The organism is Sodalis-like secondary symbiont of Drepanosiphum platanoidis (genome assembly GCF_964059955.1).
GTDB lineage: Bacteria > Pseudomonadota > Gammaproteobacteria > Enterobacterales > Enterobacteriaceae.
The window spans coordinates 96,529-115,461 of the sequence record NZ_OZ060924.1; the positions used below are offsets into that span (position 1 = coordinate 96,529).

At 17.4% G+C, this 18,933-nt stretch carries 15 protein-coding genes and 4 tRNA genes; 10 read left to right on the forward strand and 9 right to left on the reverse strand.

Annotated features, from left to right (window positions below; translation table 11 throughout):
- Positions 1 to 2: 2 nt before the first annotated feature.
- Both murJ and smrB read right to left on the reverse strand, forming a co-directional pair.
- Positions 3 to 1,535, reverse strand: a complete 1,533-nt coding sequence (gene murJ, locus AB4W47_RS00395) for a murein biosynthesis integral membrane protein MurJ (RefSeq protein ID WP_367670674.1) — start codon at positions 1,533 to 1,535, stop codon at positions 3 to 5.
- Between the two features lie 425 nt (positions 1,536 to 1,960).
- Positions 1,961 to 2,482, reverse strand: coding sequence for an endonuclease SmrB (smrB, locus tag AB4W47_RS00400; protein WP_367670675.1), 522 nt, complete (start codon positions 2,480 to 2,482; stop codon positions 1,961 to 1,963).
- 155 nt (positions 2,483 to 2,637) lie between these two features.
- Between smrB and prmB the strand changes: the two genes are divergently transcribed.
- Positions 2,638 to 3,564 (forward strand): 50S ribosomal protein L3 N(5)-glutamine methyltransferase, encoded by a 927-nt coding sequence (gene prmB / locus AB4W47_RS00405; RefSeq protein WP_367670676.1) that lies wholly within the window; start codon positions 2,638 to 2,640, stop codon positions 3,562 to 3,564.
- A 46-nt stretch (positions 3,565 to 3,610) separates the two neighbouring features.
- Here prmB and sppA read toward each other — a convergent pair whose 3' ends face one another.
- The 6 genes from sppA to cyoA form a co-directional block, all read right to left on the reverse strand.
- Positions 3,611 to 5,428, reverse strand: coding sequence for a signal peptide peptidase SppA (sppA, locus tag AB4W47_RS00410; protein WP_367670677.1), 1,818 nt, complete (start codon positions 5,426 to 5,428; stop codon positions 3,611 to 3,613).
- A 110-nt stretch (positions 5,429 to 5,538) separates the two neighbouring features.
- The gene (cyoE, locus tag AB4W47_RS00415; RefSeq protein ID WP_367670678.1) at positions 5,539 to 6,441 is read right to left on the reverse strand and encodes a heme o synthase; all 903 of its coding nucleotides are present in this window, start codon (positions 6,439 to 6,441) and stop codon (positions 5,539 to 5,541) included.
- A complete protein-coding gene (locus tag AB4W47_RS00420) occupies positions 6,410 to 6,724 on the reverse strand; it encodes a cytochrome o ubiquinol oxidase subunit IV (protein WP_367670679.1) in 315 nt (104 codons plus the stop codon). The genes cyoE and AB4W47_RS00420 overlap by 32 nt, the downstream gene beginning before the upstream one ends.
- Complete coding sequence (locus AB4W47_RS00425) at positions 6,724 to 7,341, reverse strand: cytochrome c oxidase subunit 3 (RefSeq protein ID WP_367670680.1); 618 nt, start codon at positions 7,339 to 7,341, stop codon at positions 6,724 to 6,726. Before AB4W47_RS00425 ends, AB4W47_RS00420 begins: the two co-directional genes overlap by 1 nt.
- A gap of 12 nt (positions 7,342 to 7,353) precedes the next feature.
- Positions 7,354 to 9,324 carry a cytochrome o ubiquinol oxidase subunit I gene (gene cyoB / locus AB4W47_RS00430; RefSeq protein WP_367670681.1) on the reverse strand — a complete coding sequence of 657 codons (1,971 nt, stop codon included), beginning with the start codon at positions 9,322 to 9,324 and terminating at the stop codon, positions 7,354 to 7,356.
- Positions 9,325 to 9,389: 65 nt separating this feature from the next.
- The gene (gene cyoA, locus AB4W47_RS00435; RefSeq protein WP_367670682.1) at positions 9,390 to 10,241 is read right to left on the reverse strand and encodes a ubiquinol oxidase subunit II; all 852 of its coding nucleotides are present in this window, start codon (positions 10,239 to 10,241) and stop codon (positions 9,390 to 9,392) included.
- Between the two features lie 825 nt (positions 10,242 to 11,066).
- Here cyoA and AB4W47_RS00440 point away from each other — a divergent pair.
- The 8 genes from AB4W47_RS00440 (at position 11,067) to AB4W47_RS00475 (ending at position 16,029) form a co-directional block, all read left to right on the forward strand.
- Positions 11,067 to 11,139, forward strand: a tRNA-Thr gene (locus AB4W47_RS00440).
- Positions 11,140 to 11,171: 32 nt separating this feature from the next.
- Positions 11,172 to 11,253 (forward strand) — tRNA-Tyr (locus AB4W47_RS00445).
- 148 nt (positions 11,254 to 11,401) lie between these two features.
- A tRNA-Gly gene (locus AB4W47_RS00450) sits at positions 11,402 to 11,473 on the forward strand.
- 12 nt (positions 11,474 to 11,485) lie between these two features.
- Positions 11,486 to 11,558, forward strand: a tRNA-Thr gene (locus AB4W47_RS00455).
- Positions 11,559 to 11,667: 109 nt separating this feature from the next.
- On the forward strand, positions 11,668 to 12,852 hold the full coding sequence (gene tuf, locus AB4W47_RS00460) for an elongation factor Tu (RefSeq protein ID WP_367670683.1): 1,185 nt from the start codon (positions 11,668 to 11,670) through the stop codon (positions 12,850 to 12,852).
- 154 nt (positions 12,853 to 13,006) lie between these two features.
- A complete protein-coding gene (gene secE, locus AB4W47_RS00465) occupies positions 13,007 to 13,381 on the forward strand; it encodes a preprotein translocase subunit SecE (protein ID WP_367670684.1) in 375 nt (124 codons plus the stop codon).
- Position 13,382: 1 nt separating this feature from the next.
- Positions 13,383 to 13,928: a transcription termination/antitermination protein NusG gene (gene nusG, locus AB4W47_RS00470; protein ID WP_367670685.1), complete on the forward strand. Its 546-nt coding sequence runs from the start codon at positions 13,383 to 13,385 to the stop codon at positions 13,926 to 13,928.
- A 169-nt stretch (positions 13,929 to 14,097) separates the two neighbouring features.
- Positions 14,098 to 16,029: an exoribonuclease II gene (locus AB4W47_RS00475; protein WP_367670686.1), complete on the forward strand. Its 1,932-nt coding sequence runs from the start codon at positions 14,098 to 14,100 to the stop codon at positions 16,027 to 16,029.
- Positions 16,030 to 16,152: 123 nt separating this feature from the next.
- Here AB4W47_RS00475 and tsaB read toward each other — a convergent pair whose 3' ends face one another.
- Entirely contained in the window at positions 16,153 to 16,830 is a 678-nt protein-coding gene (tsaB, locus tag AB4W47_RS00480; protein WP_367670687.1) for a tRNA (adenosine(37)-N6)-threonylcarbamoyltransferase complex dimerization subunit type 1 TsaB, read from the reverse strand.
- 467 nt (positions 16,831 to 17,297) lie between these two features.
- Between tsaB and tldD the strand changes: the two genes are divergently transcribed.
- On the forward strand, positions 17,298 to 18,743 hold the full coding sequence (tldD, locus tag AB4W47_RS00485) for a metalloprotease TldD (protein WP_367670688.1): 1,446 nt from the start codon (positions 17,298 to 17,300) through the stop codon (positions 18,741 to 18,743).
- The last annotated feature ends 190 nt before the right edge of the window (positions 18,744 to 18,933 follow it).

The window sequence follows — 18,933 nt, forward strand, 5'->3', positions numbered from 1 at the left end:
TTTTATAATATAGATTTTTTTTTAAAATTATATCCAAATAAATAAAGAGAAAATATATAAATAAAAATAGAAATTAAAATAACTATTAATAAATATAAAAATCTTAAAGAAATACTATATATTAATAAATTTTTTAAAAAAATTTTAATTAAAAATGTTAATATTATATACATAGATATAGTAGAAGCAATTACTTGTAATAAAAATTTTAACCATATTTTTTTTATAAAAATTAATTTATTTTTTTTAAGTTTCCAATATAATAATATAGAATGAAAATATGATCCTATACTTAAAGAAAATGATAAAATATAATTTTTTAATATAAAAATACAAGTTATATTAATAACTTGTATAAAAATTAATGAAAGTATTGATATTTTTACAGGAGTTTTCGAATTTTTAATTGCATAAAATCCTTGTTCTAAAACTTTTACTAAAATAAATCCTGCAAGTCCTATAGAGTATCCTAAAAATATTTTTTGTGTCATTCTTGTATCAAATGAAGAAAATTTACCATATTGAAATAATGTTATTATAATATATTTAGATAAACAAATAAATAATACAGTACACGGAATAGATACAATAAGGCAAATTCGTATAGCCCATTCTATATATAAAGAATATTCCATTTTCTTTTTAAGAATATTTTTTTTAGATAATTCATATAAAAGAATATTACTTATAGAATGACCTAAAATTCCAATAGGAAATTCTATAATTCTATTTGAATAATATATCCATGAAATTGATCCTGGTATTAAAAAAGAAGATAAAATACTATTTATAATAAAAAAAATATGATAAGCAAATACACCTACAATAGATGGAGTCATTAATTTTAAAACTTTTTTTACTCCTTTATTAAAAAATTGAATTTTACAAAATTTTAAAAATTTTATTTTTTTTAAAAAATATATATGATATATTAATTGTAAAAAACCTCCAAAAATAACACCCCAAGCTAATGATTTAATAGGAGGATTAAAATATTTTTTTGCTAATAATGAAAATATTATTATACTTATATTAAGTAATATAGAAGATAATGATGTAACAAAAAAATAATTAAAAGTATTTAATATATTACTAATAAATGATGTTAAAGAAACAAAAAGTATATAAGGAAATATTATTTTTGAAAGAATTAATGTTAATTTAAGTTTTTCTGGAGTATTAACAATTCCAGGAGATAAAAAAATAATTAAAAAATTTATATTTAATAATCCTAATATAACAACTATTAAAATAGTTAATATTAATATTAAAAAAACACTAGATAAAAAAATATTTGTTTCTAATTTTTTTTTTTTATTTTTATATTCTATAAATACAGGTATAAAAGCTTTAGAAAAGGCTCCATCTGCAAAAATATTTCTTAATATATTTGATAATTTAAAAGAAATAAAAAAAGAATCAGATTCTATTCCAGAACCAAATATAGTAGCTAAGATAATATCTCTAGCTAATCCAAATATTCTAGAAATTATAGAAGTTAATCCAATATTAAAAAAATTTTTTATTATATTCATTTTTAAAAAATTATTAATTTTTAAATTTAAGAAAGAAATTAATTAATGTAAAGAAAATAACTTTATTTATAATAAATTTTTAAAAATTAATTTATATTTATTAATTAATATATAAATTATAATAATTATATATAAATATATTCTTTAAAAATATATTTATATATTAAATATTTTATAAATATTAATATTTAAAATTTAAATTTTTATAAAATTAAAATATATTTTTATTTTTTATAAAAAATATAATTATATAATATTTGATATTATATATTATTTTAATTTTATTTCTAGTTAAAATAAATTTTTTTTAAAAAATTTTTAATATTTTATAAATTTAAAATTTTTTATTAAAAAATATTTTATTTATTTTTAAAAAAATTTTAATTAATAAATTATTTAAAATAAATTAAAATATACATTTTAATTTATTTAACTTTTATTATTAATAGTAAAGATCCATTTCCTCCAAAAATTTTATGTGATTTATATAAACCTAAAAAATTTGGATGTTGAACTAACCAATATGGAATTTTTTTTTTTAAAATTTGTTGTCCATTTCCATGTATAATACAAATACAACATATTTTTTTTTTTATACATTTACTAATTAAATTTTCTAATTTTTTTTTTGCTTCTAATTTACTTTTTCCATGAAGATCTATAAATAATTTATATTTATAATTTTTATGTATAATTTTTTTTAAATATTTATAATTAATATTTAATTTTGAATTTAACATGAATCCTTTTTTATAATGTATTATTGGTTCAAAAATATCTGAAAAATAAAATTTTTTCAATTTTTTTTCTTTAAAAGATATTTTAATTTTTTTTTTATTTTTAATAAAATAAGGTTTTATTTTATCTTGTAATAATGGTTTAGTTCCAGATATTTTTTTTCTAAAAAGTTGCATATCAATTTTTGATATAAAATTTAAATTTTTCATATTTTATTTTATCTATTGAATTAAATATAAAAATTATTTAATATATTAAATATTATTAATTTTTATTAATAAAATTTATTAAATATAATTTTAATATTAAAAGTTTTATTAAATATATATTTAACTATTTTATATAATTTTAAGGATGAATATAATTGAATAATATTCAAATTAAAAAACTATGTATATGTTTAAAAACAATTCAAGATATGATTAGATGGACTATTAGTCAATTTAATAAATCTAATATTTTTTATGGACATGGAACAAATAATTCATTTGATGAATCTATAAAATTAGTATTAGGAAGTATAGATGTATCATTTAATTTACCAAATTATATTTATAATTCAAATTTAACTTATAATGAAAAAAAAATAATAATTAAAAGAGTAAAAAAAAGAATTAAATATAGAATTCCATTACCTTACATAATAAATAAAACATGGTTTTGTAATATAGAATTTTATATAGATAAAAGAGTTTTAATACCTAGATCTCCTATTGGAGAAATTTTATTAAAAAAAATTAATAGAATGTTTTTTTTAAATAAACCAAATCATATTTTAGATTTATGTACAGGAAGTGGAGCTATTGCTATAGCTTGTTCTTATATATTTAAAAAATCAATAGTAGATGCAGTAGATATTTGTTCAGATGCATTATCTATAACTGAATTAAATATTAAAAAACATTTTATGGAAAAAAAAGTTTTTCCTATAAAAAGTAATCTTTTTTCAAATTTACCAACTAATTTTTATGATTTAATTATTACAAATCCCCCATATGTCAAAAGACAAGATATAAAAAATTTACCTAAAGAATTTTTTTATGAACCAATAAAATCTTTAGATGGAGGAAAAGATGGATTATTTTTTATTAAAAAAATTTTATATTTTGCATCAAAATATTTAAATAAAAATGGAATACTTATTTGTGAAGTAGGTTATCAAATGTTGAATTTAATAAAAAAATATCCAAAAGTTCCTTTTAAATGGATAAAATTATTTAATGGAGGAGAAGGAATTTTTTATTTAAATTATTTTTATTTAAATAAATATAAAAAATATTTTATTAATTAATAAATTTTAAATAAATAAATTTTATTTTTATAAAAACAAAATTTATTTATAAAATACATATAGCATATTTATTTTCAGGATATTTTAAAAATAATTTTAAAAAATATAATTCTGAAAAATTATTATATATTTTTTTAATAAAAATTTTATTCATAAATATTGTTTTATTTAAAAAATTTGAATTATTTAATAAATTATTTATAATATTATCTTCTTCATAATACCATATTATATTATATTTTTTTAATTTACATAAAATAGAAGCTTTATTAATTGCATCATCAATATCTCCTATTTCATCAACTAATCCATTTTTAACAGCATCTTTTCCAGTCCATATTTTTCCTTGAGATATTTCTTTAATTTTTTTTATATTTTTATTTCTATATAAAGAAACTAATTTAATAAAATTATTATATTTATTATTTATACTTATTTTTATAAGTTTTTTATATTCTTCTGGAAGATTTTTTGTAGAAATTATATTTGATAAAGGATATGTAGAAATACCATCATTATATATTCCAATTTTTTTTAAAGTATTTTCAAAAGTATTAATAATACTAAATATTCCTATTGATCCAGTAATAGTACTAGAACTAGCAAAAATATAATTTGCTGGTGCAGATATCCAATAACCTCCTGAAGCAGCCATACCTCCCATAGAAACTATAACAGGTTTTCCAAAAGATTTTGTTTCTTTTATTTCTTCTTCAATAATTTCAGATGCACTTACATTTCCACCTGGACTATTTATTCTTAATACAATAGCTTTTATATATGGATTTAATCTAGCATGTCTAATTTGTTTTGCTATTATTTTTGCATTAATACTATTATCATCTTCATAATTATCCATAATTATTCCATTAATACAAATTATTGCAATATTATTTTTTTTATTATTGTCATAATTATAATTATAATTATAATCATTAATATTTATATAATTAAAAGTTTTTTTATATTTATTTTTTCCAAAAAATTTAATCATATCTTTTTGAAAAGAGTTTCTAGAAACAATTTTATCTATCCAATGATTTTTTAATGCAAAAGAATCAAATTCTCCATTATTTTTATAAAAATTTTTAATAAATAATGATATTTTAGGAAAAAATTTTTTAATATTTATTTTTCTATTAAATGAAACAATTTTCAAATATTGAATCCATAATTGATTAATCCATTTTTTATCTAAATATTTTGATTCAGGAGACATATTATTTCTAATAAATGGTTCAACAGCTGATTTATATTTTCCTATTCTAAATACATTAGTATTAATTTTTAATTTTTTTAAAAATGATTTAAAATATAATTTATTAATTGATATACCATTTAAATTTACTGATCCATTTTTAAATAAATATATTTTATTTGAATAACTTGAAAGAAAATATTGTATTTGATTATAATTATAACCTATAGAATATATTGGTTTATTAGATTTTTTAAATTTTTTTAAATATTTTCCAATATATTCTAAAGATGATTGATCAGCATATTTTAAATTTTCTAATGAAAGGATAATACCTGTAATATTTTTATCTTTTGTTGCTTTTTTTATTTTATTTACTATATCAAATAAATAACTTTCTTGTTTATTATTAATACCAAATATTTTATATATTATTTCATTAAATTTATTATGTATTATTGGTTTTTCTAAAATTTTTTGACCAAAATCACATAATAAAGCTCCTTTATTAGGAATTTTAATATTACAATTAAAATGTGAAAATAAAAATATTATTAAAGTTAATGTTAATAATAATAAAATATTACATATAAATATTCTAAAACAATTTAGTAAATACCAAAAAAAACTAATAAAACAAAAAATATTTTTCCATAAAAAAAACATAATATCTCCAAAAAAATAATAAATTATATAAAATATTTATAATATATAAGTATTATATATTAATATTTATTAATATTTTATTAAAATTAATTAATAATTAAAAATTATATTTATGATATGTAATCTAATGATATTAATATACTAAAAAAAGTAATAACTATTATTGAATAAATAAATAATTTTTTTGCCCAATATTTAATATTTTTATTATTTTTATATTCTTTTACAGCAATATATAACCAATATAAACTTATAAAAAATTCTATTATTAAATATTTATATCCAGTAAAACCTAAAAAAGTTAACATAGAAAAAAATATAATAAAATTTATAATATAAAAAATTATATGATTTCTTGAAATAAAAATTCCATATTTTTCTGGAAAAGTAGGGATTTTAGCAAGTTTATAATCATTTGATCTAAAAATTGCAATTGAATAAAAATGAGGTATTTGCCATATAATAAAAATTATTATTAAAATTTTTGATAAATTATCAAATTTATTACTTACAGAACAATATCCTATTATTGGTGGAGTTGCACCAGATAAACTACCTAAAAATATTGAATAAATATATTTTCTTTTTGTATATAAACTATATAAAAATACATATATTAAAAAACCTAATATTGATATAAATAAAGAAATATTATTTACTTTAAAATATAAAATAAAAAAACCTATTATAAATAATATTATAGAAAATATAAAATATTTTTTAATTAAATATTTTTTTTTTACTAAAATTCTATTTTTTGTTCTTTTCATTAAAAAATCAATATCATGATCTATAATATTATTTATTATACATGCTGATGAAATTATACATATTACTCCAATTAATGTATAAAAAAATAATATTAAATTAATATTTCCTTTAGAAGCTAATAAAAATCCTCCTATTAAAGATATTACATTTCCAATAATAATATTTGGTTTAATAATTTGTATATGTTTAATATAATTAAAAATTATATTTTTATTTAATTTCATAATTAATAAGGTTATCATGTAAATGATACATAATCCATACAGATCCTGTAATTAAAATAATAAAAATTAATATTGAAAAAATAAAAAAAATTAAATTTAAAATTTTATTTTTTTTATAAGTTAATTTAAAAAAAAATATTGAATGCATTATAATATATAAAGATAAACAAAGTAATATAATAAATATCATTTCATTTTTTGTAAAAATTTTACTTTTATTAAAAAAAAATGGAATTAATATTAAAATACTAGATAAAATAATATGTAAAATATTTATTTTTTTTTTTATTAAAAATGACATTAAGTAACTCCTATCATATATACTATGGAATATATACACATCCATATTATATCTAAAAAATGCCAAAATAAACTTAAACATTTTAATTTAGTTTTATTAGTTTTAGTTAAACCATAATATAAAATTTTTATAAAAACTAAAATTATCCATATTATACCAATAATTAAATGAATTCCATGAGTAATTAATAATACAAAAAGACTAGATAAAAATGCACTTTTACTTGGAATAAATCCTTTAATAATTAGTGAATATAATTCATTTGTTTCAATAAAAATAAAAAAACATCCAAGAATTAATGTAATTAATAACCATATTTGAACTTTTTTATTTTTATTTTCTTTAGAATAAGACATTGATATATCATAACTTATACTACTAAAATATAAAATAAATGTTTCAATTACAACTTTATTACAATTAAATATTTTTATTTCAGAAGGACCATTATAAATTCCATTTCTTAATACAGAATATGTAGCTAACAAAGCAGCAAATATAATAAAATCGCTCATTAAATATATCCAAAATCCAAATATTTTAATAGAACTTTCTGATGTATTTTTGCTTATAAAAGAATTATTACAATTTTTTTTATTAATATTTTTATTTAACATAATTTTATTAAATCAATTTTTTAAAAATAATTTATTTTCAATTTTTTTTATTTTTTTTATAGATATAACATTATGAGAATCTTCATAAAAACTATATATAATAAAAATTAATGTTGTTATTATAAAACTTATAATTGATAACCACCAAATGTTCCATACCATAGAAAATCCAAAAATTAATATAAAAAAAGAAAATATTATACCCATATTAGTATTTTTAGGCATAAGAATAGATTTATAAGAATATTTTATTTTTTTAAAATTTTTATAATTTTTTTTAATTTCCCAAAAAGCATCTTTTTTATTAATTATTTTAGGAATAACTGAAAAATTATAAAATGGAGGTGGTGATGAAGTAGACCATTCTAAAGTTCTTCCATTCCATGGATCTCCTGTAATATCAAGATTATTTTTTTTATCTCTAAAACTAACAAATATTTGTATAATTTGACATATAATTCCAATAAATATTATTACTGTACCAATTGCTGCTATAGTTAATGGTTTATGAAATAAAAAATCAATATTTTGACTTAATCTACGTGTCATTCCCATTAATCCTAAGATATATAAAGGCATAAAAGCTATATAAAAACCTATTATCCAAAACCAAAAAGCACGTTTACCCCATTTATCATTTAAAATAAATCCACTAACTTTAGGAAACCAATAATTTATACCAGCAAAACATCCAAATACTACTCCACCAATAATTACATTATGAAAATGAGCTACTAAAAATACACTATTATGAAGCATAAAATCTATTCCAGGTATTGCTAATAATACACCAGCCATTCCACCAATAGAAAATGTTATTATAAATCCAATAGTCCATAACATACATGAATTTAAAATTATACGACCTCTATAAATTGTAAATATCCAATTAAAAATTTTTACTCCAGTAGGAATAGCAATTATCATTGTCATTATACCAAAAAAAGCATTAACATTAGCTCCAGATCCCATTGTAAAAAAATGATGCAACCAAACACAAAAAGATAAAATAGTTATAGATAATGTAGCCCATACTAAAGATTTATAACCAAAAAGAGGTTTTTTAGAAAAAGTAGATACAACTTCTGAAAATATACCAAATACTGGAAGTACTAATATATATACTTCTGGATGTCCCCAAGCCCAAAAAAGATTTATATAAAGCATCATATTCCCACCCATATCATTAGTGAAAAAATGAGCACCTATATAACGATCAAGTGTTAATAATGTAATAGTTACAGTTAATATAGGAAAAGCTGTAATTATTAATATACTTGTACAAAGAATTGTCCAAGTAAAAACTGGCATAGACATCATTGACATATTAGGTATACGCATTTTTAAAATTGTAGTTAAAAAATTTATTCCTGTTAATGTTGTTCCAATACTAGCAATTTGAATGCTCCAAATCCAATAATCAACACCAACACCTGGACTATATTCTTTTCCAGATAATGGAGGATATGCTACCCAACCAGTTTCTGCAAATTCTCCAACAAATAAAGAAATATTTATTAAAATTGCTCCAGCAACAAATAACCAAAAACTTAAAGAATTTAAAAATGGAAATGCAACATCTCTAGCTCCAATTTGTAATGGTATAATTAAATTCATTATAGCTAAAATAAGAGGTGTAGCCATAAAAATAATCATCATAACACCATGAACTGTAACAATTTGATCATAATGATGAGATGATAAAAATCCATTTGTATGATTAGAAGCTAAAAATTGTTGAGCTCTCATCATTAATGCATCTATAAAACCTCTAAATAACATTATAAATGCTACTATTATATACATAATTCCTATTTTTTTATGATCAACTGAAGTAAACCATTCATTCCAAAGATATTTCCATTTTTTAATATAAGTAATATATCCTATTAATAAACTCATAATAATAAAAATTATAAAAAAAGTAATCATGATAATAGGTTCATGATATGGAATAGAATTAAATGTTAATTTTCCAAACATTATTTTTCCTTTATAATTTATATAAATTTAATATATATAATATTTTAATAAAATATTTTTAAATTTTAATGAAATTTTTTTATAACAATTTGAAATAAATTATCTTTTACTAAAGAAAAATATTTTATAGAAGTATTTTCATTCGGAAGAGAAATTTGTTCATAATCAAATATATTTTTTATATAATTAGAAGATAATTTTACTTTTTTAATCCATTTATTAAATATATCTGTATTTTTAGTTACTATAACTTTAAATTTCATATTAGAAAATCCTTTTCCACTAAAATTAGAAGACATTCCTTTATATATTCCTTTAGTATTAGACATTAAATTTAATACTGAATTCATACCAGCCATAGTATATATTTGTCCTCCTAATCCTGGAATAAAAAAAGAATTCATTACTGAATTAGAAGTTAATTCAAATTTAATTGGAGTATTTTTAGGAAACACTAATTCATTTATTGTTGCAATTTTTTGTTTTGGATAAATAAAAAGCCATCTCCAATCAAGAGATATTACTTGAATACGTATATATTTTTTATAAGGTTCAATAGGTTTATTAGGATCTAAATCATGAGTAGATTTCCATGTTAAGTTTGCTAAAAATAAAATCATAAAAAAAGGTATTATCCAAATAATTAATTCTATTTTTTTTGAATCAGACCAATTTGGATCATATAATGAAGAATTTTTAGATTCTCTATATTTAAATACAAATATTAAAGTCATTAAAATTACAGGAACTACAATTGTTAACATTAATAACATTACTGTAATCATTAATGTTTTTTCTTTTATAGCTATTATTCCTTTTGGATTCATTATAATTAAATTATTACATCCAAATAAAAATATTGTTATAGATAATATAAATATTTTTTTTAAAAAGTTTTTATATTTTTTAAATCTCACGAAACTTAAATCCTAATATATCTTAATGTTTATTTTATATAAAAAATTATATTTTTTATAAAAATTTTATTATTTTAAATAAAAATTTATTAAATAATAATAACATAAAAATAAAAAATATCAATTATATTATATATATAAAAATATTATATTTTTTATAAAAATTTTTATTTTTTTAAATAAATTATATATATAAGAATTTATATATAATTTTTGTTTAAATTTAATAAAAATATTTTTATATAATTTATTAATTTTATTAAAATATTTTTAATAAAATAAAAAATAAATAATTAATAAAAAATTTTTATATATAAAATATATTTAATTTATGATTATAAAATAAATAATAAATATTTATTTAAAAAATATTTTTATATATAAATTTTAATAAAATTAAAAATAATTTAAAATTATAATTTATATAAATTATATGTTTAATTTAATTTTTTTAAATTAAAAATTTTTAAAAAATAAAAATATTTTATAAATATTAATAAGATTCTTGACAAAATTAAATAAATCTATTAGTGTATAATTTTTTAAAAATTTATTTAAAATATTTAATTATTTTAAAATATAAAAAAATTATTTAATAATTTATTTAAAATAATATTTAATAAAAAATAAAAATTAAATTATTTATTTGATATAAATTAAATAAATTAAAAATTTATTTAAAAAATATTTTATATATAAAATATTAATTTATTTTTAAATAAATTAATAAAATAATATTTAATATAAAATTTTTTTATTAAATTTAAATAATATAAATATTTATTTTTTATAAATTTTTATATTATTTTTTTTATAAAATAAAATGTCGGTATAGCTCAGAAGGTAGAGCAACTGATTTGTAATCAGTAGGTCGAGGGTTCAAATCCTTCTGCCGGCATAATTAATAATTATTTATATATATTATTTATAGGTGGGATTCCCGAGTGGTTAAAGGGAGCAGACTGTAAATCTGACGTCATAGACTTCGAAGGTTCGAATCCTTCTCCCACCAAATAACTTTATTAAAAATAATTATTAATTTTATTAATAATTATTTTTAATAAAGTTAAATAAAAAATTTTTTAAAAAAATATATTCTATATATGATGTTATATTAATTTTTTATATATAAAAAATAAAATTTTTAATAAAAAATATATGCGGGCATCGTATAATGGATATTACCTCAGCCTTCCAAGCTGATGATGTGAGTTCGATCCTCACTGTCCGCTAAAAAAATATATGCTGATATAGCTCAGTAGGTAGAGCACACCCTTGGTAAGGGTGAGGTCGGTAGTTCAAATCTACCTATCAGCAAAATCATTCCTAAAATATTCTTCTAGTGTAATTATTCTAGATAAAAATCTATAAAATTATTTAATAATATATATATCATTTTTGATATAAATTACTACAAGGATCAATAATGTCTAAAGAAAAATTTCAACGAAAAAAAACTCATATTAATGTAGGAACTATAGGTCATGTTGATCATGGTAAAACTACTCTTACTGCTGCAATTACAACAGTATTATCTAAAAAATATGGAGGTAATGCTAAATCTTTTGATCAAATAGATAATTCACCAGAAGAAAAAGAAAGAGGAATTACAATTAATACATCTCATGTTGAATATGATACATATAATCGTCATTATGCACATGTTGATTGTCCAGGACATGCTGATTATATTAAAAATATGATTACAGGTGCAGCACAAATGGATGGAGCTATATTAGTTGTTGCTGCTACAGACGGACCAATGCCACAAACACGAGAACATATTCTTTTAGCTCGTCAAGTTGGAGTTCCTTATATTATAGTTTTTATGAATAAATGTGATATGGTAGAAGATGAAGAACTTTTAGAATTAGTAGAAATGGAAGTTAGAGAATTATTATCTAGATATGATTTTCCAGGAGATACTACACCTATTATAAGAGGATCTGCATTAAAAGCACTAGAAGGTAATAAAATTTGGTTTAATAAAATTATAGAATTATCTGATATTTTAGATAAATATATTCCAAATCCAGTAAGATTAATAGATCAACCATTTTTATTACCTATAGAAGATGTTTTTTCAATATCTGGAAGAGGAACAGTTGTTACTGGTCGTATAGAAAGAGGAATCATAAAAATTGGAGAAGAAATAGAAATTGTTGGATTAAAAGATACTATTAAAAGTACATGTACTGGTGTTGAAATGTTTTGCAAATTATTAGATGAGGGTCGAGCTGGAGAAAACGTTGGTATTTTATTAAGAGGAACAAAAAGAGATGATGTTTCTAGAGGACAAGTTTTATCTAAACCAGGATCTATTAAACCTCATATAAAATTTGAATCTGAAGTTTATATATTAAATAAAGATGAAGGAGGAAGACATACTCCATTTTTTAAAGGATATAGACCACAATTCTATTTTAGAACAACAGATGTTACAGGAGATATTGAATTACCTGAAAATATAGAAATGGTTATGCCAGGAGATAATATAAAAATGATTGTAAAATTAATAGCTCCTGTAGCAATGGATGAAGGTCTTAGATTTGCTATTAGAGAAGGTGGTCGTACTGTTGGTGCAGGTATTGTAACAAAAATAATAAATTAATATTTAAATAAATTTTAATTTTATTAATATATATAAAAATTTTATCTAGTTGATTATATATGTTTAGTAAATAAATAATAAATTCAACTAGATTTTAGAAAAATTATTTATATAAATTAAAAATATAATATATATTATATAGGTTTTTTAAACTATGAATTTTAAATATAAAAAAAAAGAAAAAAATATTGATATTATAAAATTAATTTTTATTATTATATTTAATATTTGTATAGCAACAATATGCAAAATTAAAGAAATAAATTTTATTTTACAATTTATAACAATAATTTCTATATTTTTTATAGAATTATATATTTTTATAAAAACTTTTTATGGAAAAATATTTATATCATTTGTACATAAATCATTAATAGAAACAAAAAAAATAATTTGGCCATCTTCTAGAGATACGTTAAACACTACCATTGTTATATTTATAGTAACTTTATTAGTATCAATTATACTATGGATACTTGATACTATTTTAATATATATTATATCTATAATAATTCAATTAAGGTTTTAAAATGTCTGAAACAAATAAAAAAAAATGGTATGTTATTCAAGTTTTTTCTGGATTTGAAGGACGAGTTGCACAATCTTTAAAAGAACATATAAAACTTAATAAAATGGAAAATATGTTTGGACAAATATTAATTCCAACAGAAGAAATAATAGAAATTAGAGCTGGACAAAAAAGAAAAAGTGAAAGAAAATTTTTTCCTGGTTATGTATTAGTTCATATGATTATGAATGATTCTAGTTGGCATCTTGTTAGAAGTGTTCCAAAAGCTATGGGATTTGTAGGTTGTAAAACTGAAAATCCACTTCCTATAAGTAATAAAGAAGTTGATTCAATTATGCATCGTTTAGAACAAATAGGTGATAAACCTAGACCTAAAATATTATTTGAACCAGGAGAATCAATAAGAGTTAAAGATGGTCCATTTTCTGATTTTAATGGTGTAGTAGAAGAAATAGATTATGATAAAAGTAGATTAAAAGTATCAGTATCTATTTTTGGAAGATCAACACCTGTTGAATTAAATTTCAATCAAGTTGAAAAATTATAAAGTTAATTATTTTAAAAAAAAAATTAATAAAAAATATTAAAATATTGATATTTATTAATTAAATTTATTATTATATATAATAATATTAATTTTATTTATTAAATAATTTTTTAAATATTTTTTTTTTAAAATAAAATCTTTTTAAATAATTAAATAAAATTAAAATATTATGTTTAAAAATAATCCTATTTTATTAAAAATAAAAAAAGAAATTTCTTCTAAAGAAATTAATATAGAAGGAGTTATAAAATATTATAAAAAAAATTATTTTTTTTTAGAAAAAAAATCTAAAAAATTTTATAAAATTCCTTTATCTTTTACAAAAAAAGTTATGTATAATGATAAAATTATTGCAAATATTAGTAAAATAAATAATAAAAAAATTGCTATACCAAAAAAACTTATAAGTCCTTTTTTAAAAAGATTTATTGGAAGAATTTCTTTTAAAAAAAAATTACTTATTATTATACCAGATAATTATTATATTAATAATATAATTTTTTTAAATTCAAAAAAAAATAATAAATTTTATGAAGGAGACTGGATTTTAGCAGAAATGAAATATTATCCATTAAGAGATAATAAATCTTTTTATGCAAAAATTATATCATTTATAGCATCAAAAAATAATTTATTTGCACCATGGTTTGTTATATTAAAAAAATATAATTTAGATTTAAATGAACCAATAATATCTAATTCAATTAATTCAATTCCTAAAGATAAAATAATTAGAAAAGATTTAACAAAATTAAATTTTATTACTATAGATAATTCAAATACTAAAGATATAGATGATGCAGTTTATATATATAAAAATAATAAAAATGAATTTATTTTAAATATAGCTATTTCTGATTCAAATACTTGGATAAAAGAAGGAAGTGAATTAGATTTTATAGCAAAAAATAGGGGATTTACTAATTATTTACCTGGATTTAGTATACCCATGTTACCTAGAATTTTTTCAGATAATTTATGTTCTTTAAAACCTAATGAAATAAGACCTGTATTAATTTGTAAAGTAAAAATACATTTAGATGGAAAAATAGATGATAAATCATATTTTTTTTATGCATGGATAAAATCCAAAGCAAAATTAGATTATGAAAATGTTTCAAATTGGTTAGAAAATAAAAAAAAATGGAATCCTCCAAATAATGAAATCTCTAATCAAATTATATTATTAAATAATCTTGCAAAATTAAGAATTAAATGGAGAAAAAATAATGAATCAATTTTTAAAGAAAAATTAAATTATTATTTTAATATGAATAAATTTGGATCTATAACTAATATTTTTCCTATATCACGTAGAATTGCTAACTATATGATAGAAGAATCAATGATTATTGCTAATATTTGTGCAGCACGTATTTTAAAAAAAAAACTTGGTTTTGGTTTATATAATGTTCATAAAGGATTTAATAAAAATTTTCTAAAAAAAATAGTAAATATTTTAAAAAAAAATAATATATTAGTTAATTATTCTAAATTATCAACATTAAGTGGTTTTTGCAAATTACGTAAAAAAATAAATAATATGAAAACTTCTTATATAGATAGTTTAATTAGTAAATTTCAAACTTCTTCTTATATTAAAATTTATCCTGAACCACATTTTGGATTAGGTTTAGAAATGTATGCTACTTGGACTTCTCCTATTAGGAGATATAGTGATATAATAAATCATAGACTTTTATATTCATGTATATATAAAAAAAAAATAATTAAACCATCTAACAAAATTATAAAACATCTTATTGAATGTAAAAAGAAAAATAAAATAGTTAAAAAAAATATACAAAATTGGTTATATGCACGTTTTTTAAAACCTATTATTGGAAAAAATATATATTATAAATCAGAAATTTTTCAAGTTATTAATAATGGAATTAAAGTTAAAATTATAAATAATGGAGCTATGGCTTTTATACCTAATTTTTTTATTAAAAAAAAATTTAAAGATTTTTTAATAGATCAAGAAAATGGAATGTTTAAAATAAAAAAAAATAAATACCTTAAACAAGGTGATTTAATTGATATTAAAATAATTTATATTTGTATGAAAAAACATTTAATTATAGCAAATATTTTTTAATAAAAAATATAAAAATATTAAATTTATAAAAAAATTAAAATATTATTTTAAGTGTTTATTTAATAAATATTAAATTTTTATATAAAATTAATAATAAAATATTATATATTTTATATTAAAATTTTATAAATATTTTTTATTCAAATAAATAGGTTTAATTTTATTTAAAGATGATATTTTATTTTTTTTCCAATAATTAATTGTTAAAGGAATCATATCTATTGCTGATGGAAATATAATTTTATTTTTTAAAAAATTTTTATTTTTTAAAAAATATTTTTCATAATTTTTCCATGCATTTCCTGATATATCCCAATTTTTTTTAATATTTGTTTTAATTTTAATAAGATTTTTTAAAGAAATAATTTTTTCTTTTTTATCTAAAATAAACCATATTCCTTTTTTAGATCTAATATATTTTGCAAAATATATTTGTTTAGATTTAGCATCTATAGCACTTAATACTTTATGAGATTTTAATTTTCTCCAAGCTCCTTGTGCAAGAATTTCTAAAGTTGAAATTGATATTAAAGGAATATTTTTAGCAAAAGATATACTTTGTGCAACTCCTATAGATATTCTTATTCCTGTAAAATTTCCTGGTCCACAACTACAAGAAATTACATTTATTTTAGACAAATCTGTATTTGCATTTAATAATAAGTCATTTATTATTTGCAATATATATTTCATATGACTATTTGGACTTAAATTGTATTTAAAATATATATTTTTATTAAAATATAAAGCAACAGAACATAAATCTGTAGAAGTATCAAATGATAAAATATTTATTGACATATATATACCTAATATATATTTAATATAAATTTAATTAATTTATAAACATATTTTTTTTAAAAATTATATAAAAAATATTAATATTTAATTATTTTAAAATTTTTTTATATTATAAATTATTTATAATAAATTTATACAAATATATTTAATTTTATTAAATTAATATAATTGAACTTAATTTTATAATTAAGTATAATATATTATATATTTTTATATAAATATTTAATATATATTTAATATAAATTAATTTTTTATAAAATTTTAATGTTTTTGATATAAATATTTTTTAATATTTAAAATATTAATAATTTTTTTATAAAATTATTTTATAGTTAAATATATTTTATTTATTAAAATAATAAATTTAAAAATTATATATTTTATATATAAAAATTATATATAAATAAATAATATTTTTTATTTTTTAAAATTTTTTTATATTTTATAACAAAATAAGAGTATAGTTTATGAATTTAACTATTGCAGAAGAGCATTTATTAACAAATAATAATTTAAAGAAAGAAGATATTTTATTTTTATTAGAAAAAACAAATAATTATCATTCAAATTATTCAGAATTTTATTTTCAATCAAAATTTTATGAATCTTGGATTTTAGAAAATAAAATAATTAAAAATGGATCATATGATATTAATCAAGGCATTGGAATTCGTATAATTAATGAAAAAAAAACTGGTTTTTCTTATACAGATCAATTAAACATTAATAATATTAAAAAAAGTATAGAAGCAGCAAGTTATATAATAAATGAAAAAAAAAATATTAAACCTTATATTTTATATCCAAAAAAAAAAATATGTCCATATAAAACAAATAATCCATTATCTGAAATAAATAATCAAGATAAAATTAATTTATTGAATCGTATAGATTATATAGCAAGATCATATGATAGTAGAGTATGTAATGTTAATGTAAAACTTTCTGGAATTTATGAAATAATTTTAATTATTGCAACTGATAATACAATAGAAGCAGATTTAAGACCATTAGTACAACTTTCTATTAATGTTCAAGTAAAAGATTTAGGTAAAAGAGAATATGGATATAAAAATATAGGTGGAAGATTTGGATATAATTTTTTTATGAAAAATTTTAATGATAAAATAAAAGTTGATTTTTATGCACAAGAAACTGTTAAAATTGCATTAAATAATTTATCTTCTATAGAAGCTCCAGCTGGTACAATGCCAGTAGTTTTAGGTTCTGGATCACCAGGAATATTATTGCATGAAGCTATAGGACATGGTTTAGAAGGAGATTTTAATAGAAAAAAAAACTCAGTATTTAATGATAAAATAGGAAAAATTGTAGCTTCTCCTTTATGTACTATAATAGATGATGGTACTATAAAAGAATCACATGGATCATTATCTATAGATGATGAAGGAACTCCATGTCAATATAACATTTTAATAGAAAAAGGAATTCTTAAAAATTATATGCAAGATAAATTAAATGCTTATTTAATGAAAATGAATACAACAGGTAATGGAAGAAGAGAATCTTATGCACATTTACCTATGCCTAGAATGACTAATACATATATGATTTCAGGTAAATCTACAAAAAAGGAAATTATTTCTAGTATAGATTATGGATTATATGCAAAAAGTTTTTCTGGAGGTCAAGTAGATATAACTTCTGGAAATTTTGTTTTTTCTACTTCTGAAGCATATTTAATTATAAATGGACAAATAAAAGAACCTGTTAAAAATGCAACATTAATTGGATCAGGAATTGAAGTTATGAAAAATATTTCTATGGTTGGAAATGATTTTTTATTAAGTGATAATATTGGAATGTGTGGTAAAAATGGTCAAAATGTTCCAGTTGGAATAGGTCAACCTACTTTAAAAGTAGAATCAATTACTGTTGGAGGAACAAAATAATAATTTTAAAAATATATTTTTAAAATTATTATTTTAAATTTATTTAATTCAATTTTATAAAAAATATAATAATAATTTTTTTAATTTTTAAAAAATATATAATTAAATAATTTTTATGTTTAAAAATATTTAATATTAAAATTTTAAATATTTTATTTTAATATAAATATAATTTTATTTTAAATAAAAA